This is a genomic window from Lysobacter sp. FW306-1B-D06B (assembly GCF_038446665.1).
Lineage (GTDB): Bacteria > Pseudomonadota > Gammaproteobacteria > Xanthomonadales > Xanthomonadaceae > Lysobacter_J.
The window spans coordinates 3663207-3688062 of record NZ_CP151802.1; the positions used below are offsets into that span (position 1 = coordinate 3663207).

Here is a 24856-nt window from a genome sequence, read left to right on the forward strand (position 1 = left end):
CCGTCACGTTCCCATGGTGGAGGGCTGGTCGCGGCAGCACACGGTGCGCCAGAATCTCCCCGTTCAGCGAACCGGATCCAAGGGGAAGTCCGCCGTGTCGAAACCGACTGCATCCATGTCGCGCAGGTGGTCGCCTGCTCTGCTCTGCGCCGCCCTGCTGGCCGCCGCGACCGCCGCGCACGCCGCCGGCGAGGACAACGCGCCCGCGGCCAAGCCGCGCTCGATGCAGGAAATCCTCGACGCGTCGCAGCCATCGGACTGGCGCACGCCCGACAACAAGAACCTGCTTTACCTGGACCTGGACTCCGGGCGCGTGCTGATCGAACTGGCGCCGGCCTTCGCGCCCGCGCACGTCGGCAACATCCGCGCCCTGGCCAAGAACGGCTACTGGAACGGCATGAGCATCAACCGTTCGCAAGACAACTTCGTCGTGCAGTGGGGCGATCCCGCGCAGGACGAGAAGGATCGCAAGCCGTTGGGCCGGGGCACCAAGCCCAAGCTGCCGGCGGAATTCGCGCGCAAGGCCAAGGGGCTGGCGTTCGATCGCCTGTCCGACGTCGACGGCTGGGCACCGGAAGTGGGCTTTTCCACCGGCTTCCCGGCCGGCCGCGATCCCGGCGCCGACGCCGCCTGGATGGCGCACTGCTACGGCGCGGTGGGCGCGGGTCGCGACGTCGCCGCCGATTCCAGCAACGGCACCGAACTCTACGTCGTGATCGGCCAGTCGCCGCGCCAGCTCGACCGCAACATCACCGTGGTCGGCCGCGTGCTGCAGGGCATGGAACTGCTGTCGGTGCTGCCGCGCGGCACCGGGCCGCTGGGTTTCTACGAGCAACCCGCGCAGCGCACGCCGATCAAGTCGATCCGCCTGGCCTCGGAAGTGCCGAAGAAGGAGCGCGTGGGGATCGAGGTGTTGCGCACCGACACGCCGCTGTTCACCGAACTGGTCGAGGCGCGCCGCAACCGTCGCGACGAGTGGTACAAGCACATGGCCGGCCACATCGACCTGTGCAACGTGCCGCTGCCCACGCGCGCGCCGCCGCCGAAGCCGGTCGTGGAGAAGGCCAAGCCCAAGCCGAAAGCGAAGGCGAAGGCGAAGGCGAAGGCGAAGGCGAAGCCTAAAGCCAAGGCCACGCGTGGCGGTGCTGCGCGCGCGACCACCACGAGTCGCTGAGCAACGCTCCCGCGCCAATCACGTAAAGCCCCTCGGGCGGAACACGGGAACAGCGCAGTGCCGTCATCCCCGCGCAGGCGGGGATCCATGCGTCAGGCGCATCAAGCTCGCCGGCGGACGTGACATACGAACGGTTGGGCTCCCGCCTTCGCGGGAACGACGTGATGGACCGCGCCCGCCTCACGGCGGCGCCGTCCGCTCCTCCACGCCCACGGCCGTCTCGCCGGGTTCGCGCTGCAACGCCTCGCGCTGGAACAGGCACATCCGCACTACGTCGTGGTAGCGCCCGTCGCTGAAGAACTCCTCCACCAGCACGCCCTCGCGACGGAATCCCGCGTCCTCGTAGATCCGGATCGCGCGCACGTTGTCCACGTCCACCAGCAGGTACAGCTTGTAGAGGTTGAGCACGCGGAAGGCGTAGTTGATCGCCAGCTGCGTTGCCGCGCGTGCATAACCGCGTCCCTGCTGGTCGGGCGAAATCATGATCAGGAACTCCGCGCGCCGGTGCAGGTGGTCGATTTCCACCAGCTCCACCAGGCCCACGCGTTCATGCGCGCTGTCCTCGACGATGAAGCGCCGCTCGGACTGATCGTGGATGTGCTTGCGGTACAGCTCCTCCAGCTCGACGAAGGATTCGTACGGTTCCTCGAACCAGTAGCCCATCACGCTGCGGTTGTTGTTGAGCACGTGCACGAAGTGCAGGTCGCCGCGTTCTAGCGGCCGCAGGGTGACGCCGGGAACGGTCTGCGCATTCATGCCGCCACCCTACTCCAGCCGCGTTACAGGCGCACTCCGCGCCATCACGCGGCCTTGCCCGCGCGCTCAATAGCCTGCCTTCATCGCTCACCCCGACGAAGGTTCCTGCCATGCCCCTGCTGCGCCTGCGCGTGACCGGCAGCGACGACGACGTCCGCGCCATCAGCAACCTGCTCACCAGCCTCGATGGCATCGAACACATCGAGGAAGTCGACGACCTGATGCCGCACATGGACGACGACGATTCCAGCTCCGCAGGACTGCCCGACGACCAGGGCCCGGGCCAGCATTCGCTGGAGATCGAAGCGCCGAACCTGGCCAGCGCCAATCGCGTGCGCGATGCGGTGGAAGCGCTCGCGTTCGATCTGGACGTGCTGGTGGAGTTCGATAACGACGATTGAGGGGCAGGCAGCGGCGTTGAATTGCTTGCGGCGCGCCAACGCCGGGCTGTCCGCGACGGCTGCTTCGCTTGCCGCTGGGATGCCTTCCATGGCGCGACGCAATGCTCGATGGAACGCCCAGCCCGGCCTTCCATGGCCGGGTGTTCGCCAGGTCACGCGGCATGCCGCGTAAGCGACCTGCCTCACCCTCCGCTGTTGCCAGCGGAGGGGCCGGGGCCGGGGCCGGGGCCGGGGACGAGGACGCGACGCCGTTGCGCCGGTTCAGCGCGAGGCTGTCGCGCGCGAAAGGTCCTGGATCGTCACCGCCTGCCCGGCTTCGATCCGCTCACCACCGCGCACGATCAACCGGTCGCCCGGCTTCACCGCGCCCTCGACTTCAACCAGACCATCGACCTCGGTGCCGGTCTTCACCGGCAACCGTTCGGCCTTGCTGTCCGCCGCCACGCGCAGGACGAAATCGCCCTCGCGCCGCAGGATCACCGCATCGCGCGGCACCGCGACCACCGCCCGCTTGCGCGCGCTCGGCATGCCGACATCCACCGCGGTGCCCACGGGCAGCTCGCCCACGTCCATCGCGATGCGCAGTTCCAACTGGCGCGATGCTTCATCGCCGACAGGCACCAGCGCGCTTACCGGATGCGTGCGCTCCTTCGCGCCATTGCCCTGCTTGCCCACGCGCACCTTGACCGGCATGCCCACCGCCAGATGCTCGGCCAGGTCGACCGGCGCACGCACGCGCACTTCCTGCGCGCCGGTGTCCACGAGCCGCGCGACGGCATCGCCGGTGTTGACGTATTCGCCCAGCTGCACCGAGCGTTCGGCGACCACGCCGTCGAACGGCGCGCGCACCACCATCTGCGTGCGCTGGTGGCGCGTCTGCGCGAGCATCGCCTGCGCGCGGGCGCGTTCCTGCGCCAGCATGTCGCGGTCGGCGCGCAGCTGTTCGTACTGCGCGCGTGCGATGTTCTGCTGCGCGGCCAGCTGCGCGTAACGCTGTTCCTGCCGCGCGGCCATGTCGAGCTGCGCCTGGATGCGCGCCAGATCCGCCGCGCCCTGCTGCTCCTGCAGCTTGAGCGTGGTGTCGTCGAGCACTGCCAGCGCCTCGCCCGCGCGCACCGCCTGGCCCACTTCGACCACGCGCACCACGCGTCCGTCCTGCTCGCTGGCCACCTTCGCGTCCTGGCGGCTGATGACGCTGCCCGGCGCCCAGTGCACGGGTGCGAGCTCGGTGGTCACCGCGTTCGCCACGCCGACCACGGCGGGCGGCGCTTCGGGTTTGTCGGGCGTCGTCGCATCCACGTCCCACTTGATCAGCGGAACGATCAGCACGGGCACGATCGCGACGGCGATGACGCTCTTCAGGGTGAGGCGCGGAAACTTGGGCAGCGGGCGCATGGCAGGAGCTCCTGGGGGAGGAGGAATCGAAAGGATCAGGGCGAGGCACGCAACGCGGCGGCCTCGAACGCGGGCTCACGCTCGCGGCGCGAATCGAACAGCCGCAGCAGCGCGGGCACGAGCACGACGGTGAAGACCAGGCTCAACGCAACGCCGCCCACCGACACCGCGGCCAGTCCGCGGTAGATGACGGCACCCGGGCCGGGGTTGATCGCCATGGGCAGCGCACCGAGCACGCCGGTGAGCGCGGCGATCAGGATCGGCCGCAGTCGCTGGTCCAGCGCCTGCTTCAGCGCATCGTCCAGCGACACGCCTTCGGCCTGCGCCTCGCGCGCCTGCGCGACGAGCAGGATCGCGTTGTTGATCACCATGCCCAGCAGCATGATGAAACCGATCATCGACAGCAGGTCCAGCGTCTGCCCGGCGATGAGGTCGAGCACGCGCAATCCGATCACGCCGCCCAGCACCGCCATCGGCAGCGTCGCCATCACGTAGGCGCTGTCGCACAGCGACTTGAACATCGCCGCCATCAACAGGAACAGCACCACCAGCGCCATCGCGAAGTTCATGCCCATGCTGCGCACGACTTCGCCCAGGCGATCGGCGCTGCCGGAGACGCGGATCGCGGCGTCCTCGGGCAGCGCCTCACGCAGCACCGGCACGACGTCGTTGTCGACGATGCCCAGCGCTTCTTCCAGCGACATCGCCGCCGGCGGGTCGACGGTGAGCGTGACGGTGCGGCGGCGATCGACGCGGCGCACCTGGTTGGGCGCGAGCACCGTGTCCACCTGCGCGAGTTCGGCCAGGCTCAGCACGCCACCGTTGGGCGTGGCGAGCGGCGCGGCGCCCAAGCGCTCGACATCGTCCTCGCGATCGCTGCGCAGGATGATCGCCAGGCGACGGTCGCCGTCGAAATGCTCGCCCAGCCACTGACCGTCGCCGAGCGCGCGCACGACCGTGCCCAGGTCCGGACGACGCCAGCCCACTTCGGCCAGACGACGGTCGTCGGGATTGATGCGCAGCTCCGGCGTGCCGGCGTCGGCATTGGGCCACGCCTGCACGTTGGCGCCGGGGAAACGTTCGGAGAGCAGCTTGCGGCCCGCTTCCGCCGCACGCGTGAGCGCGTCGCCGTCGGCGTGCTGCAGGTGGATCGCGATCGCGCGCGCGGAACCGCCGAAGCTGCCGAACAGCTCGCCTTCGCTGGCGAAGGCACGCGTGTCGGGGAAGCCGACGACCACTTCGTCGCGCACGATGCGCTCCAACTCGCCGATGTCGTCCGGGTCCACCACGCGCGCACCGAGCGTGCCCCCGCCCGGCCACAGGTTGAGGTACCAGTTGCTCAGCTGCGGCCCTTTCTCGCCGTCCATGTAAGGCTTCATGCGCGCGAGCAACGTCGGCGCGATCTCGGCGTTCACGCGCTCCGGGCTCATGCCGGGCGGAAAGTTGAAGAACGCGTCCACGGCCGCACGCTTCACCGGCGGCAGGTAGTCGATCTTCGGCATCAGCACGAAAGTCAGCACGATCGGCGCGACGACCAGACCGCCCACCCACGCCAGCTGATTGCGGCGGCCGCGGGTGACGCGCATCGCCCAGTCGCTGACGCCGTTCCAGAAGCGATGCGTCTCGCGGTCGCCCTCGCGTTCACGCAACCAGCTGCTCGCGGCGGCAGGAAGCACGGTCACGGCGATCAGCAACGAGATGCCGACCGCGATGGAAATGGTCAACGCGAGATCGGCGAACAACTGCCCTTCCACGTCGTCCATGAAGATCACCGGCACGAACACGGCGATGGTCGTCAGCGTGGACGCCACCAGCGCGCCGCCGACCTGGCGCGAGCCTTCCAGTGCGGCCTGCCTGCCGGGCATGCCCTCTTCGCGCAGCCGCACGATGTTTTCGGCGACCACCACGGCCGCGTCCATCACCATGCCCACCGCGAAGGCGAGGCCCGCCAGCGAGATCACATTGAGGCTGCGCCCGGTGAGCTGCAGCACGATGAAGGTCGCCAGCAGCGAGATCGGAATCGCGCAGGCAATCAATGCGGTGGCGCGTACGTCGCGCAGGAACCACCACAGGCAGCCCACCGCCAGCAGCACGCCCGCGCCGAGGCTGCCCGACAGCAAACCGATCGCGCGATTGATGAAAACCGAGGCGTCGAAGCTCTGGCGGATGTCGAGCCCCTGCGGCTTGAGATCCTTCACGCGGATTTCCTCGACCACCGCTTTCACGCGGTCGAGTGTGTCGAGCACGTTCGCGCCGCTCTCGCGCAGGATGCGCAGGCCGATGGCGGGATTGCCGTTCTGGTAAGCGAAGAAGCGCTGCTCGGGACGCTTCACTTCCACCGTGGCCACATCGCCCAGGCGCACCGGCCGGCCGTCGCGCCATGCGAGGATCAGATTGCCCAGCGCTTCGGGGGAGTAGCGCCCGGCGAACCTCAGCACGTATTCGCGACGACCGGCCTCGACCACGCCGCCGGAGACATCCGTCGCGCGCGCCGCGACGTCGGCCACCTGCGGAATCTGGATGCCCAGCGCGGCCGCGCGCTCCAGGTTCAGGGTGATGGTGAGTTCCTCGGGCGCGCCGCCGTTGATCTCCACGCCCGCCACGCCTTCCACGGCCGACAGGCGCGGCACGATGCGGTCTTCGATCATCTGCCGGCGATCGAGGATGTCGCCGGGCGTGTCCGGCAACTTCTGTACGAAGAAATAGGTGAGCGAGTTGTTGGCGTTGTCCGCACCGGCTTGCACGACCGGCGGCGTGGCGTCGCGCGGCAGCGGCTGCAGGCGGTTCATGCGCGAGAGCACTTCCACCAGCATCGCGTCCATGTCGCTGCCGACGGCGAAGGTGAGGTTGATGAAGCTGTTGCCGGCGTTGATGTTGGACTCGATCTCCTCCAGGCCCGGCAAGCCCTGCATCACCGCTTCGATGGGCTCGACGATCTCCGATTCCATCTCCTGCGGCGAGGCCGCACGCCAGCTGGTCTGCACCGACATCTGCGGACGTTCGATATCGGGGAACAGCTGCAACGGCAGCTTCAGCAGGCTCATCAGGCCGAACGCGCAGACCATCGCGACGGCGACCGCGACGGCCGCGGGATTGCGGAGCGAGGCTTCGGTGAGTTTCATCGTGCGGCTCCGCGGGGGACGAATGCCGCCGCACGATGCGCCCGCGAGAGTTTGCCAAGATGGCCCGGAAGTCACGCCGATGCGGCGATTGCGCTCAGCGGTGGATTCGTCGCGGTGAAGCGTTCGTGGCGACGGCGATGCGTTTCTTCCGCGCAACGAAATGCGTGAAGGGACCCAACTTATGGCACGGTCGAGAACGCACCATTGTTCGTCCAACGCACCACCGTTCGTCCTGAGCGTAGGCCGCAGGCCGGAGTCGAAGGATGAGCGGGCGGGAGCCTCCCAACCCGCTCGTCCTTCGACTTCGCTTCGCTACGCTCAGGACGAACGGTGGCAGGCACAGGTAGATTGAAGCAGTCGCGAGGCGCTGCTACGCCTCAGATCAACAACGCCAGCTTGTCCCGATGCGTACGCGACAGCTTCAGCTCCTGCCCGCAATCCAGCCGCAGGAACCCTTCTCCGTTCGTGTGCGGGCGCATCTCCACCACGCGCCGCGCGTTCACGATCGTCGAACGATGGATGCGCGGGAAGCGCTGCGGATCCAGCTGCTTCTCCAGGTCGCGCATAGTCGCGCGCAGCACCAGCGTCTCGCCCTGTGGTGTGGGGCCGTCGGTGTGGATGCACATGTAGTCGCCGGCCGCGTCGATCCAGCGGATGCTCGACAAGTCCACGCGTACGGTCCGCCCGCCGTCGCGCACGGCCAGCTTGTCGTCGCGGCGCAGCTGCTCCAGCGCATCGGGCTTGAGCGCCTCGTCCAGGTCCAGCAGCGGTCGCCCGCTCAGTTCGCCCAGCAACCCGAGCAGATGCGCGCAATGACCGCTCGCCTTGCGCTGCGAACGCGCCTGCTGCACGCGCGCCAGCGCCTGCGCAAGCCGGGCTTCGTCCACCGGTTTGAGCAGGTAGTCGGTGGCGGAGGCTTCGAAGGCGCGGATCGCGTAATGATCGTAGGCGGTGACGAACACCACCAGCGGCATCTCGTGCGCGGGAATGCTGCGCAGCGTCTCGAAGCCGTCCATCCCCGGCATCTGCACGTCCAGGAACATCAGGTCCGGACGGTGCTCGCGCAGGCCGCCGATGGCCGACAACCCGTCGCCGTACTCGCCGACGATCTCCACGTCCGGATGCGCCTGCAGGCGGATTTCCAGCCCGCGTCGCGCCAGCGGTTCGTCGTCGACGATCAGTGCGCGCAACGGGACATGCTGTGCGGCCGCGTCGTGCAGGCGTTCGCGATCGACGACACGGTCCATGTTCACTCCCCGCCCAGTTGCTTCGTTTCGAACGGAAGGCGCAGCTCCACCTCGATGCCGCGCTCGTGGTTGCGCACGCAGAAGCTGCTGTCTTCGCCGTAAAGCACGTTCAGGCGTTCACGCGTGTTGCGCAGGCCCACGCCCTTGCCCGGCGGAAGTTGCCCGCCTTCCATGCTGGCGCAGCCCGGGCCATCGTCGATCACGCGCAGCACCAGCTGGTCGCCGTCGCGCTCGGCCTCGATGCGCAGCATGCCGCCGGCGACCTGCTTGGCGACGGCGAACTTGATCGCGTTCTCCACCAGCGGCTGCAACAGCAGGCTGGGCAACAGCGCGCGCCAGCAGTCTTCGTCGATGGCGGTCTCGATGCGCAGGCGTTCGGCGAAGCGGATCTTCTCGATGTCCAGGTAGAGCGTGAGCGCGTCCAGTTCCTGCCGCAGCGTGACACGCTGCATCGGATCGTTGTCCAGCGAATGCCGCAGGAACGCCGACAACCCCTGCACCATGCGGTTGGCGGTGGCGTTGTCGCGATCGAGAACGAGCGTGGAAATCGCGTTGAGCGTGTTGAACAGGAAGTGCGGGTTGAGCTGGTAGCGCAGCATCTTCAGCTGCGCCTGGTGGGCCATGGTCCGCGCGGCCAGTGCACGTTGCGTCTCGTCCTGCAGCTGGCGGTAGTACTTGATGCCCAGGTACAGGCCGACCCACGCCAGCACCACGTAGATGTAAGTCAGCGAGTAGGCGATGTACGCCACGCGGCTGGTCGGCGCGCAGGTATCGCAAAAGCGCACCAGCATCGTGCGCGTGGTCAGGTCCATCACCGCGGAGCTGGCGAGGATCGGCACGATCATCGTGAGCAGCAGCTTGCGCGGCGGCAGCCCCCAGCACGCGCGCAGCAGGTAGCGCAGGCCCAAGGTGACGATGAAGCCCGTGCAGGCGGCGGTGAACGGCACGATCCAGTAGCCCGATGGCTTGCCGTAGGCGATCGCGGCCAGGTAGCCCAGGCCGAAATAGCCCAGCCAACCGCCGGTGTGCAGGATCCAGAAGAAGTGCTGGCGGGGCAGGTCCAGCGGGTGAGTCGCGGTAATGGCCATGAGTGCCGCAGGAAGCGAGGACGCGGTGGGCCGATCCTAGCCCGTTCACGGGGCTGGGCGGAAACGGTTCGTCGGCCACGGGCCACGCTTCGCCGCGCGGCCGGTCGCCACCGCGCGTTCATGCCTGCGGCGCGGCGTCCGGGCCGTCGTGCGGGGGCTCGCGCGCGCCTTCCAGGCCGCGCCGGCGTCGCTCGTCGATCACCGCCGTGATCAACGCGCCGACGAACACGATCAGCGCCGCGTAGTACATCCACACCAGGGCCAGCACCAGCGCGCCCATCGACCCGTAGGCGGAACCCGGATTGGCCTCGCGCAGATACCAGCCGATCAGCCAGCGCCCCAGCACGAACAGCAGCGCCGTGATCGCGCCGCCGCCGAGCGCGCGTTTCCACCCCACCGAACGGTCCGGCAGGTAGTGGTACATCAGCGCGAAGCTGAGTGCGTACACGGCCCACGTCGTCAGGTTCATCACGATCGGCAAGGCCCACTCCACCCGCGCGAACGCAAGCTGCACGGCCGTGCTCACGGTCATGGACACCAGCAGCAGGAATCCCATCGCCAACACCAGGCCGAGCGAGAACACCCGCTTGCGCAACCACGCCATCGCGCCGGCCAGTCGCGTGGCATCGGTGCGGAAGATCTTGTTGAGCACGTCCTGCAACTGCGCGAACACCGCCGTCGCACCGACGAACAGCAGCGCCACGCTCCACCATCCGGCGACTGATCCCGTGTCGGGTCGATCGCGGGCGTTGTCGACCACAGTACGCGCGACGCGCTCGGCTTCGCCCCCTGCGAGCAGGCCGATCTGCTGCATCAGCGCATCCTGCGCGCCGGGCACGAGCGCGCTGGTGAGCCAGACGAGGATGAGCAGCAGCGGCGCGAGCGAGAGCATCGCGTACAGCGCCAGCGCGGCCGACTGCGCCATCAGTTCGGTATCGACGAAGCGGCGCAGCAGGTCGGCCGGCAGGCTGCCCTGCGCGCGACGCACGAGCGCCTTCATGGCGGGGCGGCGGAAGGAATGGCCGCGATCGGCCTGCGTGCGGCGCGGCGCGGTGGGGTCGAGCTTCTCGGCGGCCTTCGCGACGGCGGGCTTTTCGGGGTCTGGACGTGGCATCGCCCGCAGGAATAGCGCGAAGCGCGTGAAATCCGGATGCGTGCGGTGTGGTGTCTGCGTCGTGAGCGGCCCACCTGCACTAGCATGCCCACATGCCCATCACTGCCCTGCCCCGCAGCTTCTACGCACACGACTCGCGCGACGTGGCGCCCCTGCTGCTGAACAAGGTGATCCTCACCGCCGACGGCCGCGCCGGGCGCATCGTCGAAGTGGAGGCGTACCGCGGCGGCGAGGATCCGGCCGCACATTCCTTCCGCGGCCCGACGAAGCGCACGCAGGTGATGTTCGGCCCACCCGGGCATCTGTACGTGTATTTCATCTACGGCATGCACTGGGCGATCAACGCCGTATGCGGCGGACCGGCCGGGCACGCGGTGCTGATCCGTGCGCTCGCCCCGTTGCACGGGATCGAGCGCATGCACGCGGCGCGCGGTGTCGAAGACGTGCGCCTGCTCACCAGCGGCCCCGGGCGCCTGGCGCAGGCGCTGGGAATCAACGGCGCGCACAACGGCGTGGACATCACCGATCCCGCATCGTCGGTGTGGTTCGGCGACGACGGAACGCCACCGCCGCATGAAGCGGTCACCTCACCGCGCATCGGCATCAGCAAGGCGATGGAGCACGCCTGGCGTTGGCATGTGGCGGAGGAGCCGCATGTGTCGAAGGGTGGGAGGGTGCGGCGGCGGAAGGGGTGAGGGGGTGGATGCCGTCATCCCGGCGAAGGCCGGGGGCCAGGCTGTCACGCTGTCCGCTTCGTCACGTCATTCCAGCGAAAGCTGGAATCCATTTTGCTGTTGATAGTCAACGGGGCAAGCGTGCAAAGTCCCTGGAGAGTGCCGCCGTGCGGCGGCCCAAAAGCCCCGCCTTCGCGGGAATGACGGTGAGGTGGTTCGCCGAAGAGGGAGTGCCCGGATGCTGCGGGGCCTGGGTCCCGGCCTCCGCCGGGATGACGGTGAGGGTAGGTTGCGGTGGCGGTTGCTGCTGATATTGCTGTTGCTGTTGCTGTTGCTGTTGCTGTCGAACAGCCTTTCAGGTTACTAGCCCCGAAGGGCGCCGCACATGGATGTGCGGCGGTGAGCGCTGAGCCATGGATGGCGAATCGCGAACGCGCCCTTGCTCCGTCCGGTCGTGGGATTGATCTGGGCCCACTGCCCTTTCTTTTGGTTACTTTTCTTTGGGCAAGCAAAGAAAAGTGACCCGAGCGGCGCAGCCGATCGGAAGCTTTGCTATTGCTCCTTCATTGAGAAGCCTAAGAAAGCCAAATCAAAATGGATTCCAGCTTTCGCTGGAATGACGGTGACAAGGTTTGCCGCTATCGGAGTGCCCACGTACTGCGGGCCTGGATCCCGGCCTTCGCCGGGATGACGGTGAGGTGGGTTGCCGTTGTCGGAGTGCCCGTGCGCTGCGGTCCCGCACCCCAGCCCCGCCGAAACGACGGTAATTCAGCGCCGCAACTGCAAGAACTCTTCCGCCGTCACCGGATGCCCCAGCCAATAACCCTGCGCGAAATCGCACCCCCGCTCGCGCAGGATCGAATACTGGCCTTCCTTCTCCACACCCTCGGCCACCACCAGGATGCCCAGCGAATGCGCCATCGCGATGATCGCCGTGGTCAGCGCCAGATCGTCCGGATCGCGCAGCACATCGGCCACGAAACTGCGGTCGATCTTCACCCCGTCCACCGGCACGCGGCGCAGATGGCTCAGGCCCGAGAAGCCGGTGCCGAAATCGTCCAGCCACACGCGCACGCCCATGCCGCGCAGTTCCGACAGCAGCGCGCTGGCATGCAGCTCGTCGCCGATCACCGCCGTCTCGGTCAGTTCCAGATGCAGCATGTCGGCGGAAAGGCCGGTGTCGCGCAAACAGGCCGATACGACCTCCGGCAGATCGCCGCTGCGCAACTGACGCGGCGAGACGTTCACCGCGACGAACAACGGCTCCGGATCCTTGCGTGCCTTCTGCCACGCCACCGCGTCCGAACACGCCGCGTGCAGCACCTGCGGGCCCAGCACTTCGATCAGGCCGCTCTGCTCGGCCACGTCGATGAACACCGACGGCGCGACGAAGCCAAGCTCCGGATGACGCCAGCGCAGCAGCGCCTCGGCGCCGATCATCGCGCCGTCGACCAGACGGAACACCGGCTGGTACACCAGGCTCAGCTCGCCGCGATCCCACGCGCCGCGCAGTTCGTGTTCCAGATGCACGCGGCGCTCCACGGCCTGGTTCATCGCGCGGCTGTAGAAACGGAAGCAGTTTTTGCCGGCAACCTTCGCCTGGTACATCGCGATGTCGCCGTTCTTCATCAGACTGGTGCCGCCAGCGGCGTCCTCCGGGAACAACGTGATGCCGATCGACGTGCCCAGGAACACCTGTCGCCCCTGCACTTCCACCGGCACGCCCAGGTCGACCACCAGCGTTTCGGCGAGCTTGGTCGCCAGCGCGCGCACGTCTTCCGCGGGGTCGTCGCGCCCCTGTACGAGGATCACGAACTCGTCGCCGCCGAAACGCGCCAGCAGCGCGTCCTCGCCGCCCACGCGCGCCACCGCGCCTTCGATCCGGCGCGCGCACTGCAGCAGCACTTCGTCGCCCGCGTCGTGGCCGAGCGTGTCGTTGACGCGCTTGAAGTCGTCGATGTCGGCGAACAGCAAGGCAAGCTGGCGACCGGCGCCGTGCATCTGGTCCAGACGTTCGTCCAGCGCTTCACGGAACGCGAGCCGGTTCGCCAGGCCCGTGAGCGCATCGGTGTAGGCCATGCGCCGGATCTCGCGATCGTGGCGCGCCAGGCTGTGGCTCATGCGGTCGAACGCGCGCATGAGGTCGCCCACTTCGTCATTGCGTCCGTCGGCGGACGTGGTGGTGTCGAAGTGGCCGGCCTCGATCTCCTGCGCCGACTCGGCGAGCCGGCGGATCGGACGCACCAGCAGGCGCTGGATCAACCACAGCGAGAGCGCGCCGAACACCAGCAGCCCCGCACCGAGCAGGCTGACCCAGATCACGTGGCGCTGGCCGAGCGTGTCCAGTCGCGCGCGCAGCTTGTCGACGGCCTGTTCCTGGAAGCGGCGCATCGCCTGCATGTCGTAACCCACGCGCACGCCACCCACGCGCTGCTGGCCGATCAGGATCGGCATCGACACGTCCATGACGCGGTCGTCGAACTGGGTGTGCAGGCCGTTGGCGGCGATGACGCCCGCGGCCATCGCGTCGTCCATGCGCTTGCCGTAGGTGGCAATGTCTTCGCTGCCGTCGTGGACGACCTTGCCTTCCTCGTCGAACACGATCACGTAACGCACGTCGGGCATGCGCAGCGTGCCGCGCGCGAGCGCACCGACGGCGTCCAGGTCGGAGTAGTACAGCGGGTTGGTCAGCGTCGCGGCCAGTTGCGTCGCGGTGGCCTCGCCCTGGCGACGCAGGCTCTGGCCGATCATCGTGCGCATGGCCTGGCGGCTGACGCCTTCGACTTCGCGGCGCATCTGCTCCTGCCGGTTCAGCAGCAGCGCCACCAGCGCCAGCACGACCAGCATCGCCACGCCCATGAGGACGAGGAAGCGGGCCTGCAGCCCCATCCGCAGCCTCATTCGACCTCCGAGCGGACCCGGGCGACGCCGTCGGAGATGCGGTCCAGCGCCTTCTGCGATGCGGGGTCGACCGGCATGAAGCGGGTCGTGTTGAAAAAGCGCAGCAACGCGTCGCCGGCATCGGGATCGCCGGCGGCATCCGTGAGCACTTCACGCAGGCGCGCTTCCACGCGCGGATCGAGGTCGCCGCGCACCATTTCCACCGCGCGCGGGTAATCCACGGTCTGGCCGATCACCACCAGGTCGTTGCGGAACGACGGCGGCATGCGGTCCGGGTTCTGCCAGTCCAGGTTGCTCATCACCCCGACATCGGCCAGACCCTTGTGCACCCAGGTCGAGATGTTCAGCTCCGACCAGGCGAACAGGTAACCGACCGCGCCGCTGTCGATGCGGTCCTCGGGCGAGAGCAGGATTTCCAGCGACAGGCCGCGACGCAGCAGTTCGGCGGCGGGCACGAAGTAGGCGCTGGTCGAATTCGGCCGCTGGAAAGCAATGCTGTGGCCGCGCAGGTCGGCCAGCGAGCTCAGGCCGCTGTCGCGGCGAGCGAAGAACAGGCTGTGGTAATGACTGACGCCGTCGCGCTCGGTCAGCAGCAACGGGTGTGCGCCGGCGCGCTGGCGCAGCAGCATCGCGGTGCCGGTGGTCTCGGTGACCCAGTCCACCCGGCCCCGGCGCAGGTAGCTGGCCATCTGCTGGGTGTCCTTGGCCATCAGGATGCGGCCTTCGCGGATGCCGACGTCGGCCAGGCGCGGGACCACGTAATCCAGCAGCGGCTTGAGCTGCTCGTAGTGCTTCTTGGGATCGTCGCTGATGCGGCCCAGTACCAGCACGCCGGAGTCGTTGCCCGCCCATGCCGCCAGCGGAGTAGCCGCCGAAGCCAGCGCGATGAGTGCGAGTGCGAACAGTCTCGGCTGGGCGATGCGGCGCAGGCTGGCGATCAAGTACGACGACCCCTCGGGATGCCGTCGGGCAGCGTAATCGAAAAGGCGGGCGGCCCGATACGGCAAACCGTCGGGCCGCCCGCAGATCAGCGTTTTGGCCCGGCGAGCATGGCCATGCGCTGGGCGTCGGCCAGGATGCCGCGCAGGATCCGCACCTCGCGCTCGTCCAGCCCCGCGCGCAGGTACAGGCGCCGCAGCTTGCGCATGGCCGATTCGGGGGCGCGGCCCTTGTGGAAGTCGATGGCGTCCAGGGTTTCGGCGAGCTGGGCGAAGAAGCCCTCCATCTGCGCATGCGAGGCGGGGGGATCGCGCGGTTCGGCGGTGTCGGCGTCGCCCTGCCCGGCCTGGGTCTCCAGCAGGGCCAGGCGCAGCTCGTAGCTGAGCACCTGCACCGCCGCGGCCAGGTTGAGCGAGCTGTACTCCGGGTTGGCCGGAATGTGCACCGAGGCGTGGCAGAGCTGGAGCTCGTCGTTGCTCAGGCCCGTGCGTTCGCGGCCGAAGACCAGCGCCACTTCGGCGCCGTCGGCGGCTTGCGCTACGCAGCGCGCGGCCGCTTCACGCGGCAGCAGTTCCTCCAGCTGGACGCGGCGGCTACGGGCGGTGCAACCCAGCACGAGGCGGCAGTCGGCCACGGCCTCGGCCAGGGTCTGGCAGACGACGGCCTCGGCCAGGACGTCGTCGGCCCCGGCGGCCAGGGCGTAGGACTCGGCGCTGACGGCCTTCTCGGGGGCCACGAGGACCAGCCGCGACAGGCCCATGGTCTTCATTGCGCGCGCGGCCGAGCCCATGTTGCCGGGGTGTTGGGTGCCGACGAGGACGATGCGCAGGCGCGGAGCCGCGGCGGGCGGGTTGTTCATGGAATGGGATTCGGAACTCATGGCGCGCAATGGTAAACTCCGCGCCCCGGCCGCGACCCCGTCGTGATATGCCGGCCCGCTCTTTCACCGCCGCCAGTCCATCCCCACCCCGTCCCCCGAACGAGGCCGCTCGCCCATGCAGAAACCCGCCGTAACCCTCATGGTCAAGGCCGCCCGCGCCGCCGGCAACGTCCTGTTGCGCCACATGAACAAGCTCGACGCCCTCAACGTGGTCGAGAAGGACCGTATGGACTACGCCAGCGAAGTCGACGGCCTGGCGGAGAAGGAGATCATCAAGGAATTCCGCCGCGCCACGCCCGACTACGCCATCCTCGGCGAAGAAACCGGCTCCACCGGCCACCACCGCTTCACCTGGGTGATCGACCCGCTCGACGGCACCAGCAACTACCTGCACGGCATTCCGCATTTCTGCGTGTCGATCGCGCTGGTGGAAAACGGCGAGCCGATCCATGGCGTGATCTTCGATCCGCTGCGCAACGACCTGTTCACCGCCAGCCGCGGCAGCGGCGCGACGCTCAACGAGCGCAAGATCCGCATCGCCGACCGCAAGGACCTGTCCGGCGCGATGATCATCACCGGCTTCCCGCCGCGCGAACGCGAGCGCGCCAGCGCGCAGCTCAAGTGCGTGGACTCGCTGCTGGTGGAGGCCGAGGACATCCGCCGCACCGGTTCGGCCGCGCTGGACCTGGCCTGGGTCGCCTGCGGCCGTGCCGACGCCTACTTCGAAGCCGGCGTGAAGCCGTGGGACATCGCCGCCGGCGTGCTGCTGGTGCGCGAGGCCGGCGGCAAGGTCTGCGATTTCCGCGGCCGCAGCACGGGCCCGATGGACAACCGCGGCCTGGCCGGCCGCCAGCTCGTCGCCGGCAACCTCAAGATCTGCGACGCCTTGCAGCAGAAGATCGTCAACACGGGCTATGCGGCGGCGTTCGACTGAGCGACCCGCCCCATTGCGCATCGCAAAAAAGCCGCGCACTGCGCGGCTTTTTTGTGGACCGTGACGTCGACGTTCGCCCTGCCGTCATCCCGGTTCCGGCCTGCACGCGGACTTCAATAGCAATCCGAGAACGCCTCCAGCCGCTGCGGATGCGCATCGCACCCGTAGACGTAGCCCGCGCCCGCATCGCCCAGCGCGAAGTCTTCGGTGACATCGCCGAACTGCATCAGGAAACGCATCGGCTGGCCACAATCCGGGCAGGTCGCGCCGTGCACGCCCTGGATCAGCGCGGGGTATCCGCCCACGATGATCAGGTCGCTGGCGATGTACGCATGGCCCCGCGTATCGCCGGTGATCAGCATGCCGAGCAGACGATCGGGATGCGCGGTCGCGGACCCAAGGGCCGCTTTCAGCTCCGGCATGCGCTCGAAGAACCAGTCGGCATCGGGCCATTCGCCGTCGCCTTCGTCGTCGCCGGCGGGCACCTCGTTCGGCGGAATCGCCAGCGGCATGACGGCGCATGGCGCGAGTTTCGGACCCGGCGGCGCAGGCATCGGCTGCAGCTCGTCGGAACGGGCATGGCAACGCACCACCAGCGCATGTTCGTGCTCGTCCAGGTACACGCTCAACACGCGATCGCGCCATACCGGATGCGCGGTGCCTTCCAGCGGCACCTGCAACAGGAACAGCGCCGGGTGACCTGCCGCGTCCACGGGCCACGTCTCGCCCGGCGCGGACAACGGGTCGCCGCCGACACGCGCGATCGGATCGCCCGCCGCGCCTTCTGCGACCGGCCGGTACATCAGCCGGTACTCGCCACGGCGTGCGGTCGTATCGATCAGGTCGATCAGGCGCTCGCGCTCGTCCGGAGCGAGTTTCGCGAAATCCTCACGCGTCTGCGCTTCGGCCTTGCGTCCGCCGCGCGTGCCCCACCACAACGGCAGGCCGATCAACGCGGCCACGGCCAGCGCCGCAGCGCCGAGCTTCGCCAACGCGAGCAGCGATGTGCCAAGCACACCCGGCGCCAGGTTGCGCGACAGGACGAACGCACAGGCGGCCGTCCACGCGAGACCGACCAGCCACCACGCGATCGTGCGCACGCGGGGAAGCAACGTCTGCCGCCATTGGAACGCACTGCCCCACAAGGTGAACGTCATCAGGCCCAGCCCGCACGCCCACGTGAACGCCAGCGGCCAGAACGTTTCCGCGCGCGGTGCGGCGCAGTTGCTGTAGTGGATGAAGACGTCCGTGCGCGGCCACCATGCCTGCACGACGCCGACCAGCATCGCGAAGATCGCGCCCGTGGCCACGCGCGCGATCCACACCGCCGGACGCTGCACCCAGCGCTTCCACGCCAGCGCGACCGGCACCGTCCACGCCAGCACCGTCGCGGCGGCCCACATCACTTCACGTTGCGGCGTCGTCGCCAGAAACACCGACAGGACCAGCGACAAGACCAGCGCCGGCCAGAACACGAACGGGCTCATTCCTTCCCCTCGGACCATTCCTTTGTCAGGCGACCGGAATGCACGTCGGCCGCCGCCCCGTGCCGATGCTATCGCATGGCCGATGCCTGCGGGTGCGTCACGCGCTGTAGACCCAACCGGCGCCCTACCCGGTCGAGCACGCGACCGGCCTGTTCGCGATGCGGTACGAGGCGGCGCCTCAGACGCGTGCGCCGTGCCATTCGCCCAGAGGCAGCAGCACCTGCGGTTCGCGCGGTCGCTGCAGCATCGGCTCGATGCGGGCGTCGTACTCCATGCGGTATGGCTTCATCTGGTTGCGCAGGAAGGATTCGACGTCAGGCTCGGCCCAGCGTTCGTACAACGTGAACTGGTTCGGATCGCCCGCGTCCTGGTGCGCGTAGCAGGCGATGAACTCGGGCTCGCGCGACATGGCCTGCGCGATGGCGTGGAACTCGCGTTTCCAGTCCTCCACGCGCTCGGGCCTGACATGCAGCTTCACGTAGAAAACGAGTTCGTCGTTGGCCATCCACTTCTCCTGTCGGGGCGCGACGTCTGCGCACGCGCGGATTCTCCCGCATCCGCGCGCACCGTCGCCACCCCGCCGAACCCGCATCGCGAGCGCGCCTGCGATCCCCCACCGCAAGCGCGCTCCAGCGATGCGTGCCCGAAGGCACTGTCGCGGCGTGTTACGCCGCAGCGCGCGTGGCCGCTGCGCGGCGCTCGCCGATGACGAACTGACGCACCGCGCCGGAGAGCGCGCGCGCCTGCTCTTCCATGCTGTGCGCGGACGCCGACGCTTCCTCCACCAGCGCCGCGTTCTGCTGCGTGCCTTCGTCCATGTTGGCGATCGCATTGCTCACCAGTTCGATCCCGGCGCTCTGCTCCTGCGAGGCGGTGGAGATGTCGGCCATGATGTCGGTGACGCGACGCACCGACGCGACGATCTCGGTCATCGTCGTACCGGCGCGATCCACCAGCGCCGAACCGTCGTTGACCTTGGCCACCGAGGTTTCGATCAGCGACTTGATTTCCTTGGCCGCGTTGGCCGAACGCAGCGCCAGCGCGCGCACTTCCGCGGCGACGACCGCGAAACCGCGTCCGCTCTCGCCCGCGCGCGCCGCCTCGACGGCGGCGTTGAGCGCCAGGATGTTGGTCTGGAACGCGATGCCGTCGATGGTGCCGATGATCTCGGCGATGCGGTGCGAGGACGCTTCGATCTCGCGCATCGTCGCCACGGCACTGCCCACCACTTCGCCGCCCTGCGAGGCGACGTTGGCCGCCTCGATCGCGAACTGGTTGGCCTGGCGTGCGGACTCGGCGTTCTGGCGCACGGTGGAGGTGAGTTCCTCCATCGACGCGGCGGTTTCCTCCAGGCTCGCGGCCTGCTGTTCGGTGCGGCGCGAAAGATCGGCGTTGCCGGCGGCGATCTCCGCGGCGGCGCCGTCGATCGCGCCGGAGGCTTCCTGGATGCGGCCGACGATGCCGGTGAGCTGCGCGATCGTGGCGTCGGCATCGTCGCGCATGCGCGCGAACACGCCGTGGAAGTCGCCGTGCATGCGTTCGGTGAGGTCGCCGCGCGCGATGGCCCGCAGCAGGCGCGAGGCTTCGCCCAGGTTGTGGTCGCTCACCGACATCATCGCGTTGAGGCCGTCGACCATCGCGCGGAAGTCGTGCTGGAACCGCGCCGCGTCGCCGCGCACGCTGAAATCGCCGGCAGCGGCGGCCGCGGACAGGCGCTTGATCTCGTGGTTGATCGCCGACAGGTTCGCCTTGACGGTGTCCATGGTTTGCGTGAGCACGGCCTTCTCGCCGGGCAGGCGTTCCATGTCGATCGACAGGTCGCCGACCGCGTAGCGGCGCATCACGTCGGCCAGCTGCATCTTCACCTCGATGTGCGCGGCGACCAGTGCGTTGGTGTCGCGCACCATCTCGCCGTACTGGCCGGGGAAGGTGTCGGCGTCCATGCGATGGCTGATCTCGCCGGCTTCGTGCCGTCGCGCCATCTCGCGTTGTGCCGCGATCACCGACTGCACGCGCTCGCGCATGCGCGCCATCGATTGCTGCAGGCGGCCGAGTTCGTCGTGGCGCGCGCGCGGCATCGCGCTGTCCAGACGCCCCTGGGCCACGTCATCGGCAAGACGGGCGACTTCGGCCAGAGGCTGGGTCACCGTGCGACGCACGCACCACCACGACACGCCCAGGATCAGCATCAGCGTGACCAGCGATGCGACCGCGATCAGCACGACCAACGCATGCGAGGCAGCGACGATCTGCGCCTTCGGCTCGGCCGCGACGACCGCCCAGTTCCAGGCGGGGAAGCTTTCCACGGCGACGAGCGTGGGCTCGGCGGCGGACTTCGTCGCGCCCGCCAGATCCACTTCGACGAGCCCGCCGCCCGCGGCCACCGCAGTACGCAGCGCCTGCTGGCCGGCCGTGTCGAGGATTCCGCGCAGCGGCGTGCCTTCGTCGGTCGGATGGATGACCAGCGACTCCTCGCCCTCGCGCGCGGTGTCGATCACCAGGAAATGCCCGCGCTCGCCGATGCGCATGGCGCGGGTGCGTTCCTTCAGCGCAGCCAGCTCGCTGCCGTAGTCCTTGCCGACGAACAGCACACCGACCAGCGCGCCCGCATCGTCGTGCAACGGGCGGTAGTGCGTCATGTAGGCGCGGCCGAACAGCGTGGCCTTGCCGGTATACGCCTGGTTCTTCAGAAGGCGCGCATAGGCCGGCGAATCGTGCGCCAGGCGCGTGCCGATGACGCGCTCGCCCTTCTCGTTGCGCAGCGAAGTGGCGACGCGGACGAAGTCGCCTCCTTCGCGGGCGAACACCGTGGCGACGGCGCCGGTGTCCTGGGTGAAGCGATCGACCGGAGCGAACGATGCGTCGACCGTCTGCCCGTCCAGCGAGAGCTTCGGCGTGCCGTCCTTGTTCGCGGTCAGTGCCACCGGCCCACCGAGCAAGGTCGCCTGCAACGCGCCGCCGAGCGTCTTCGTGGCGTCGGTCAGGCTGGCCTCATAGGTGGCGACGTTGTCGCGCAGGATGCGCGCCGCCGAGCGCAGGTCGTGGCCGGCGCGTTCTTCGATGGCCTGCGAGGCCTGGCGGCTCACCATGACGGTGAGGCCGGCCATCATCACCACCATCGTGACGACGAGCACCACGCCGATCTGGCGGCCGAGCGAGGCGCGCACCCAGCTCGCGCGCGACGGCGCGGCGGTGGATCGTCGCGGAGCCACCGCGACGGGCGCGGTGCGGGGCACTTCGGACGGAGTCATGGGGCGCGGGTCGGGTGTGGGGTTCGACTCGTTAACGACCGGGGCCGGTGTGACTTGAGTCGCAGTTTTGTGACACCGCCCGGTGCGGCACATGCCGCCCCGCCGAGGCCCGCGCCTCACGGGCTGCCCCCGATGTCGGACACCCGCGCGCCAACGAAAAAGGCCGCGCAATGCGCGGCCTTTTCGAACCTCCGGCGCGGCCCGTTACGGGCGACGCGCCAGGGCGGCTTCGTCCTTGGCCTTCGGCATCAGGTCCTGCTTGGTGACCTTCAGGAAGCCGATGGTCAGCAGCGGGCAGGCGATGAAGATCGAGGACAGCGTGCCGATCACGATGCCGATCATCTGCGACTCGGCCATGCCCTGCAGCGAACCGCCGCCGTACAGGTACAGCGCCAGCACGGTGAGGAAGGCCACGAACGAGGTGATGACCGTACGCGAGAGCGTCTGGTTGACCGACTTGTTGAGGATCTCCTCCGGCGTGCCGCGCATGGAGCGGAAGTTCTCGCGGACGCGGTCGAACACCACGATGGTGTCGTTGATCGAGTAACCCATCACCGACAGCACGCCGGCCAGCACGATCAGGTCGAACTCGTGCCCGGTCAGCGCGAACCAGCCAGCCACCACGAGCACGTCGTGCAGCGTCGCCAACACCGCGGCGATGGCGAACTTGCGTTCGAAGCGGAACGAGATGTAGATCAGGAAGCCGACGATCACGAAGATCAGCGCCCAGATGCCGTTGGTCGCCAGGTCCTTGCCGACCTGCGGACCGACGAACTCGTTGCGCAGCACGCGGCCCGGGTTGTCGGGGAAGGCCAGCGCGCTCTGGATGTCGCTGGCGACCTGGTTGATCGCGGCACCGGCCTCGGCACCCTCGCCCGCCGGCGCTGCGTTCTCCTTGGGCTGCAGGCGGATCAGCAGGTCGTTGCCGCTGCCGAAGGTCTGCACCTGGGCGTTGTCGTAACCGGCCTGCTCCAGGCGCTGGCGCACGTCGTCCACGTCCACCGGCTTTTCGAAGCGCAGCTCCGCCACGGTGCCGCCGGTGAAGTCCAGGGCGAAGTTGAAGCCCTTGAACACCATCGCGCCGATGGCGACGACGAGCATCAGCATGGCGATGCTCAGCGAGATCCAGCGCAGCCGGATGAAGTTGATGTTGCTGTCGTACGGGAAAATGTTGAACGGCTTCATGGTGTCTTTCCCGTCAGATCCAGATGGTCTTGATCTTGCGGCGACCGCCGTAGATCAGCGTGGCGATGGCGCGCGACACGCTCACCGCGGTGTACATGGAGGTGACGATGCCCACGATCAGCGACACGGCGAAGCCCTTGATCGGGCCGGTGCCGAAGGCGAACAGCGCGACGCCGGCCAGGATGGCGGTGACGTTGGCGTCGGCGATGGTGCCCGACGCGCGCGTGTAGCCTTCTGCGATGGCGGTCTGCGGCGGCAGCCCGAGTCGCAACTCTTCGCGGATGCGTTCGTTGATCAGCACGTTCGCGTCCACCGACATGCCCACGGTGAGCGCGATGCCGGCCAGGCCGGGCAGCGTCATCGTGGCGCCGAAGATCGACATCACCGCCACCAGCATGAGCAGGTTCAGGCCCAGCGCCAGGCAGGTGATGAGGCCGAACACGCGGTAATAGAACAGGAAGAACACCATCGCGAAGGCCAGCGAGTACAGCACCGCCGTCAGGCCGCGCTGGATGTTCTCGCGACCCAGGCTCGGGCCGACGATGCGCTCTTCGACGAAGTCCATCGGCGCGGCCAGCGAACCCGAGCGCAGCAGCAGCGCGAGGTCGGCCGCTTCCTTCGGGCTCTCCAGGCCGGTGGTCTGGAATTCCTTGCCGAACACGCCGTTGATGGTCGCCACCGAGATCACTTCCTCGTTGACGCGGGTGCTGCGCACTTCCTTGCCGTCCACCGTGCGCACTTCCGGAATGCGCTCGATGTAGACCACCGCCATCGGCTTGCCGACGTGCTCGGTGGTGTAGTCGAACATGCGCTGGCCGCCGACGCCGTTGAGGCGGATCGACACGCCCGGCGTGCCGGTCTGCGGATCCATCATCGAGGTGGCCCCGACCAGCTGGTCGCCGGAAGCGATCACGCGCTTGTTGAGGATGATCGGGATGCGCTTGCCGTCCGGGCCCAGCTGCTTGCGGTAGTAGATGCGGCCTTCCGGCGGCACGTTGCCGGTGGCAACGGCGTCGATGGGGTTCACGTTCTCGACCACGCCGCGGTACTCCAGCGTCGCGGTCGCGCCGAGGATGCGCTTGGCCTGCGCGGTGTCCTGCACGCCCGGCAGCTGCACGACGATGCGGTCGCTGCCCTGGCGCTGGATGATCGGCTCGGACACGCCGAGCGCGTTGATGCGGTTGCGCAGCGTGCCGACGTTCTGTTCGATCGCCTCCACCGCCATGCGCTGCAGTTCGGCCTCGCTGATCTGCACGCTCAGGGTGTTGCCTTCGGCGTCGAGCACCAGGTTGGGCTGGCCGCGACCGATCGCCTGGCGGGCCTTCTCGACCTCGGCCGCGCTGGTGAGCGTGGCGACGATGGTGTTGTTGGCGCGACGCTCGACCGATTCGTAGCGCACCTTGGCATCGCGCAGGACCACGCGCACGTCTTCGGCGGTGGCGTCCAGGCGCTTGTCGAGGGCGGCCTTCTGGTCGACCTGCATCAGGAAGTGCACGCCACCCTGGAGATCCAGGCCCAGGTACATCGGCCGGGCGCCGATCTTTTCGAGCCAGGCCGGCACCGTGGAGGCCAGGTTGAGCGCCACCACGTAATCGCTGCCCAGCGCGGCGCGCAGGGTGTCGTTGGCCTTGACCTGCTGGTCGGGATCGTTGAGGCGGACCAGCAGGTTGCCGTTGTCGATCTCGACCGTCTTCGGCGTCACGCCGGCCTTGGCCAGCATGTCGGTGACGCGCGCGCGCAGGGCGTCGTCGACCTGGCTCCCGCGGTTTGCGGTGACCTGCACCGACGGGTCCTGCGGAAAGACGTTGGGCAGCGCGTACACCGCGCTCAACATCAGAACCACCAGGATGACGAAGTATTTCCAGCGCGCGTAAGTCAGCATCTAAGAGCCCCTGCGGCGGCTTTCTGGCCGCCGTTGCGTCGATTTCTTCTGGCGGCCGATCAGGCCGACTTCAAGGTGCCCTTGGGCAGAACGTTGGCGATGGCGCCCTTCTGCACGCGGATGCGGACGTTGTCCGCGATCTCGACCGTGATGAAGTTCTCACCGATGTCGTTGACCGTGCCGGCGATGCCGCCGTTGGTGATCACTTCATCGCCCTTGGAGAGCTTCTCGAGCATCGCGCGATGCTCCTTCTGGCGCTTCATCTGCGGGCGGATCATGAGGAAGTACATGACGCCGATCAGCAGGATCGGGAACAGCAGCGACATGCCGAGGCCACCGGCACCGCCCTGCGGGGCAGTCTGGGCGTAGGCGGGCGAGATGATGAGGTCGAGCAGATTCATGACGTTCGTCCTGGAATCGAAAAAT

General features: G+C 68.4%; 19 protein-coding genes. 4 read left to right on the forward strand and 15 right to left on the reverse strand.

The window, feature by feature from the left end:
* Positions 1 to 115: 115 nt before the first annotated feature.
* Positions 116 to 1174 (forward strand): peptidylprolyl isomerase, encoded by a 1059-nt coding sequence (locus AAFF32_RS16985; RefSeq protein ID WP_342315832.1) that lies wholly within the window; start codon positions 116 to 118, stop codon positions 1172 to 1174.
* 180 nt (positions 1175 to 1354) lie between these two features.
* Here the strand turns inward: AAFF32_RS16985 and speG are convergent, their stop codons facing one another.
* The gene (speG, locus tag AAFF32_RS16990; protein ID WP_342315833.1) at positions 1355 to 1930 is read right to left on the reverse strand and encodes a spermidine N1-acetyltransferase; all 576 of its coding nucleotides are present in this window, start codon (positions 1928 to 1930) and stop codon (positions 1355 to 1357) included.
* Between the two features lie 110 nt (positions 1931 to 2040).
* On the opposite strand from speG, the gene AAFF32_RS16995 reads away from it, so the two are divergent.
* Entirely contained in the window at positions 2041 to 2331 is a 291-nt protein-coding gene (locus AAFF32_RS16995; protein WP_342315834.1) for a hypothetical protein, read from the forward strand.
* Between the two features lie 261 nt (positions 2332 to 2592).
* Here the strand turns inward: AAFF32_RS16995 and AAFF32_RS17000 are convergent, their stop codons facing one another.
* The 5 genes from AAFF32_RS17000 to AAFF32_RS17020 all read right to left on the reverse strand — a co-directional run bounded on the left by AAFF32_RS17000 (position 2593) and on the right by AAFF32_RS17020 (position 10183).
* On the reverse strand, positions 2593 to 3726 hold the full coding sequence (locus AAFF32_RS17000; RefSeq protein WP_216962730.1) for an efflux RND transporter periplasmic adaptor subunit: 1134 nt from the start codon (positions 3724 to 3726) through the stop codon (positions 2593 to 2595).
* Positions 3727 to 3761: 35 nt separating this feature from the next.
* Entirely contained in the window at positions 3762 to 6848 is a 3087-nt protein-coding gene (locus tag AAFF32_RS17005) for an efflux RND transporter permease subunit (RefSeq protein ID WP_342315835.1), read from the reverse strand.
* A 377-nt stretch (positions 6849 to 7225) separates the two neighbouring features.
* Positions 7226 to 8095 (reverse strand): LytTR family DNA-binding domain-containing protein, encoded by an 870-nt coding sequence (locus tag AAFF32_RS17010; protein WP_216962736.1) that lies wholly within the window; start codon positions 8093 to 8095, stop codon positions 7226 to 7228.
* 2 nt (positions 8096 to 8097) lie between these two features.
* Entirely contained in the window at positions 8098 to 9183 is a 1086-nt protein-coding gene (locus AAFF32_RS17015) for a histidine kinase (RefSeq protein ID WP_216962739.1), read from the reverse strand.
* A gap of 118 nt (positions 9184 to 9301) precedes the next feature.
* Positions 9302 to 10183 carry a YihY/virulence factor BrkB family protein gene (locus tag AAFF32_RS17020; RefSeq protein ID WP_216964231.1) on the reverse strand — a complete coding sequence of 294 codons (882 nt, stop codon included), beginning with the start codon at positions 10181 to 10183 and terminating at the stop codon, positions 9302 to 9304.
* A gap of 206 nt (positions 10184 to 10389) precedes the next feature.
* Here AAFF32_RS17020 and AAFF32_RS17025 point away from each other — a divergent pair, with 206 nt between their 5' ends.
* Positions 10390 to 10992: a DNA-3-methyladenine glycosylase gene (locus AAFF32_RS17025; RefSeq protein WP_342315836.1), complete on the forward strand. Its 603-nt coding sequence runs from the start codon at positions 10390 to 10392 to the stop codon at positions 10990 to 10992.
* Positions 10993 to 11739: 747 nt separating this feature from the next.
* Here AAFF32_RS17025 and AAFF32_RS17030 read toward each other — a convergent pair.
* The 3 genes from AAFF32_RS17030 to AAFF32_RS17040 all read right to left on the reverse strand — a co-directional run bounded on the left by AAFF32_RS17030 (position 11740) and on the right by AAFF32_RS17040 (position 15670).
* A complete protein-coding gene (locus AAFF32_RS17030; protein WP_216962748.1) occupies positions 11740 to 13872 on the reverse strand; it encodes an EAL domain-containing protein in 2133 nt (710 codons plus the stop codon).
* The gene (locus AAFF32_RS17035) at positions 13869 to 14759 is read right to left on the reverse strand and encodes a phosphate/phosphite/phosphonate ABC transporter substrate-binding protein (RefSeq protein ID WP_342317301.1); all 891 of its coding nucleotides are present in this window, start codon (positions 14757 to 14759) and stop codon (positions 13869 to 13871) included. The genes AAFF32_RS17030 and AAFF32_RS17035 overlap by 4 nt, the downstream gene beginning before the upstream one ends.
* 140 nt (positions 14760 to 14899) lie before the next feature.
* Complete coding sequence (locus AAFF32_RS17040) at positions 14900 to 15670, reverse strand: RNA methyltransferase (RefSeq protein WP_216962749.1); 771 nt, start codon at positions 15668 to 15670, stop codon at positions 14900 to 14902.
* A gap of 136 nt (positions 15671 to 15806) precedes the next feature.
* Here AAFF32_RS17040 and AAFF32_RS17045 point away from each other — a divergent pair, with 136 nt between their 5' ends.
* The gene (locus tag AAFF32_RS17045; protein WP_216962752.1) at positions 15807 to 16625 is read left to right on the forward strand and encodes an inositol monophosphatase family protein; all 819 of its coding nucleotides are present in this window, start codon (positions 15807 to 15809) and stop codon (positions 16623 to 16625) included.
* A 113-nt stretch (positions 16626 to 16738) separates the two neighbouring features.
* Here the strand turns inward: AAFF32_RS17045 and AAFF32_RS17050 are convergent, their stop codons facing one another.
* The 6 genes from AAFF32_RS17050 to yajC form a co-directional block, all read right to left on the reverse strand.
* Positions 16739 to 18112, reverse strand: coding sequence for a hypothetical protein (locus tag AAFF32_RS17050; RefSeq protein ID WP_342315837.1), 1374 nt, complete (start codon positions 18110 to 18112; stop codon positions 16739 to 16741).
* Positions 18113 to 18290: 178 nt separating this feature from the next.
* On the reverse strand, positions 18291 to 18617 hold the full coding sequence (locus tag AAFF32_RS17055) for an antibiotic biosynthesis monooxygenase (protein ID WP_342315838.1): 327 nt from the start codon (positions 18615 to 18617) through the stop codon (positions 18291 to 18293).
* Positions 18618 to 18777: 160 nt separating this feature from the next.
* On the reverse strand, positions 18778 to 21363 hold the full coding sequence (locus AAFF32_RS17060; RefSeq protein ID WP_342315839.1) for a Cache 3/Cache 2 fusion domain-containing protein: 2586 nt from the start codon (positions 21361 to 21363) through the stop codon (positions 18778 to 18780).
* Positions 21364 to 21567: 204 nt separating this feature from the next.
* A complete protein-coding gene (secF, locus tag AAFF32_RS17065; RefSeq protein WP_216962772.1) occupies positions 21568 to 22548 on the reverse strand; it encodes a protein translocase subunit SecF in 981 nt (326 codons plus the stop codon).
* Between the two features lie 13 nt (positions 22549 to 22561).
* A complete protein-coding gene (gene secD, locus AAFF32_RS17070; protein ID WP_342315840.1) occupies positions 22562 to 24430 on the reverse strand; it encodes a protein translocase subunit SecD in 1869 nt (622 codons plus the stop codon).
* A gap of 59 nt (positions 24431 to 24489) precedes the next feature.
* Entirely contained in the window at positions 24490 to 24831 is a 342-nt protein-coding gene (gene yajC / locus AAFF32_RS17075) for a preprotein translocase subunit YajC (protein WP_216962778.1), read from the reverse strand.
* Positions 24832 to 24856 lie beyond the last annotated feature (25 nt).

Excerpts from the sequence above, each read along its gene's own strand:
- secD (WP_342315840.1), bottom strand. The coding sequence starts at position 24,430 with ATGCTGACTTACGCGCGCTGGAAATACTTCGTCATCCTGGTGGTTCTG.
- AAFF32_RS17025 (WP_342315836.1), top strand. The coding sequence starts at position 10,390 with ATGCCCATCACTGCCCTGCCCCGCAGCTTCTACGCACACGACTCGCGC.
- secF (WP_216962772.1), bottom strand. The coding sequence starts at position 22,548 with ATGAAGCCGTTCAACATTTTCCCGTACGACAGCAACATCAACTTCATC.
- AAFF32_RS17030 (WP_216962748.1), bottom strand. The coding sequence starts at position 13,872 with ATGAGGCTGCGGATGGGGCTGCAGGCCCGCTTCCTCGTCCTCATGGGC.
- yajC (WP_216962778.1), bottom strand. The coding sequence starts at position 24,831 with ATGAATCTGCTCGACCTCATCATCTCGCCCGCCTACGCCCAGACTGCC.
- AAFF32_RS16985 (WP_342315832.1), top strand. The coding sequence starts at position 116 with ATGTCGCGCAGGTGGTCGCCTGCTCTGCTCTGCGCCGCCCTGCTGGCC.
- AAFF32_RS17045 (WP_216962752.1), top strand. The coding sequence starts at position 15,807 with ATGCAGAAACCCGCCGTAACCCTCATGGTCAAGGCCGCCCGCGCCGCC.
- AAFF32_RS17010 (WP_216962736.1), bottom strand. The coding sequence starts at position 8,095 with ATGGACCGTGTCGTCGATCGCGAACGCCTGCACGACGCGGCCGCACAG.
- AAFF32_RS17055 (WP_342315838.1), bottom strand. The coding sequence starts at position 18,617 with ATGGCCAACGACGAACTCGTTTTCTACGTGAAGCTGCATGTCAGGCCC.
- AAFF32_RS17005 (WP_342315835.1), bottom strand. The coding sequence starts at position 6,848 with ATGAAACTCACCGAAGCCTCGCTCCGCAATCCCGCGGCCGTCGCGGTC.
- AAFF32_RS17060 (WP_342315839.1), bottom strand. The coding sequence starts at position 21,363 with ATGACTCCGTCCGAAGTGCCCCGCACCGCGCCCGTCGCGGTGGCTCCG.
- AAFF32_RS17020 (WP_216964231.1), bottom strand. The coding sequence starts at position 10,183 with ATGAAGGCGCTCGTGCGTCGCGCGCAGGGCAGCCTGCCGGCCGACCTG.
- AAFF32_RS17015 (WP_216962739.1), bottom strand. The coding sequence starts at position 9,183 with ATGGCCATTACCGCGACTCACCCGCTGGACCTGCCCCGCCAGCACTTC.
- AAFF32_RS17000 (WP_216962730.1), bottom strand. The coding sequence starts at position 3,726 with ATGCGCCCGCTGCCCAAGTTTCCGCGCCTCACCCTGAAGAGCGTCATC.
- AAFF32_RS17040 (WP_216962749.1), bottom strand. The coding sequence starts at position 15,670 with ATGAACAACCCGCCCGCCGCGGCTCCGCGCCTGCGCATCGTCCTCGTC.
- AAFF32_RS16995 (WP_342315834.1), top strand. The coding sequence starts at position 2,041 with ATGCCCCTGCTGCGCCTGCGCGTGACCGGCAGCGACGACGACGTCCGC.
- AAFF32_RS17050 (WP_342315837.1), bottom strand. The coding sequence starts at position 18,112 with ATGAGCCCGTTCGTGTTCTGGCCGGCGCTGGTCTTGTCGCTGGTCCTG.
- speG (WP_342315833.1), bottom strand. The coding sequence starts at position 1,930 with ATGAATGCGCAGACCGTTCCCGGCGTCACCCTGCGGCCGCTAGAACGC.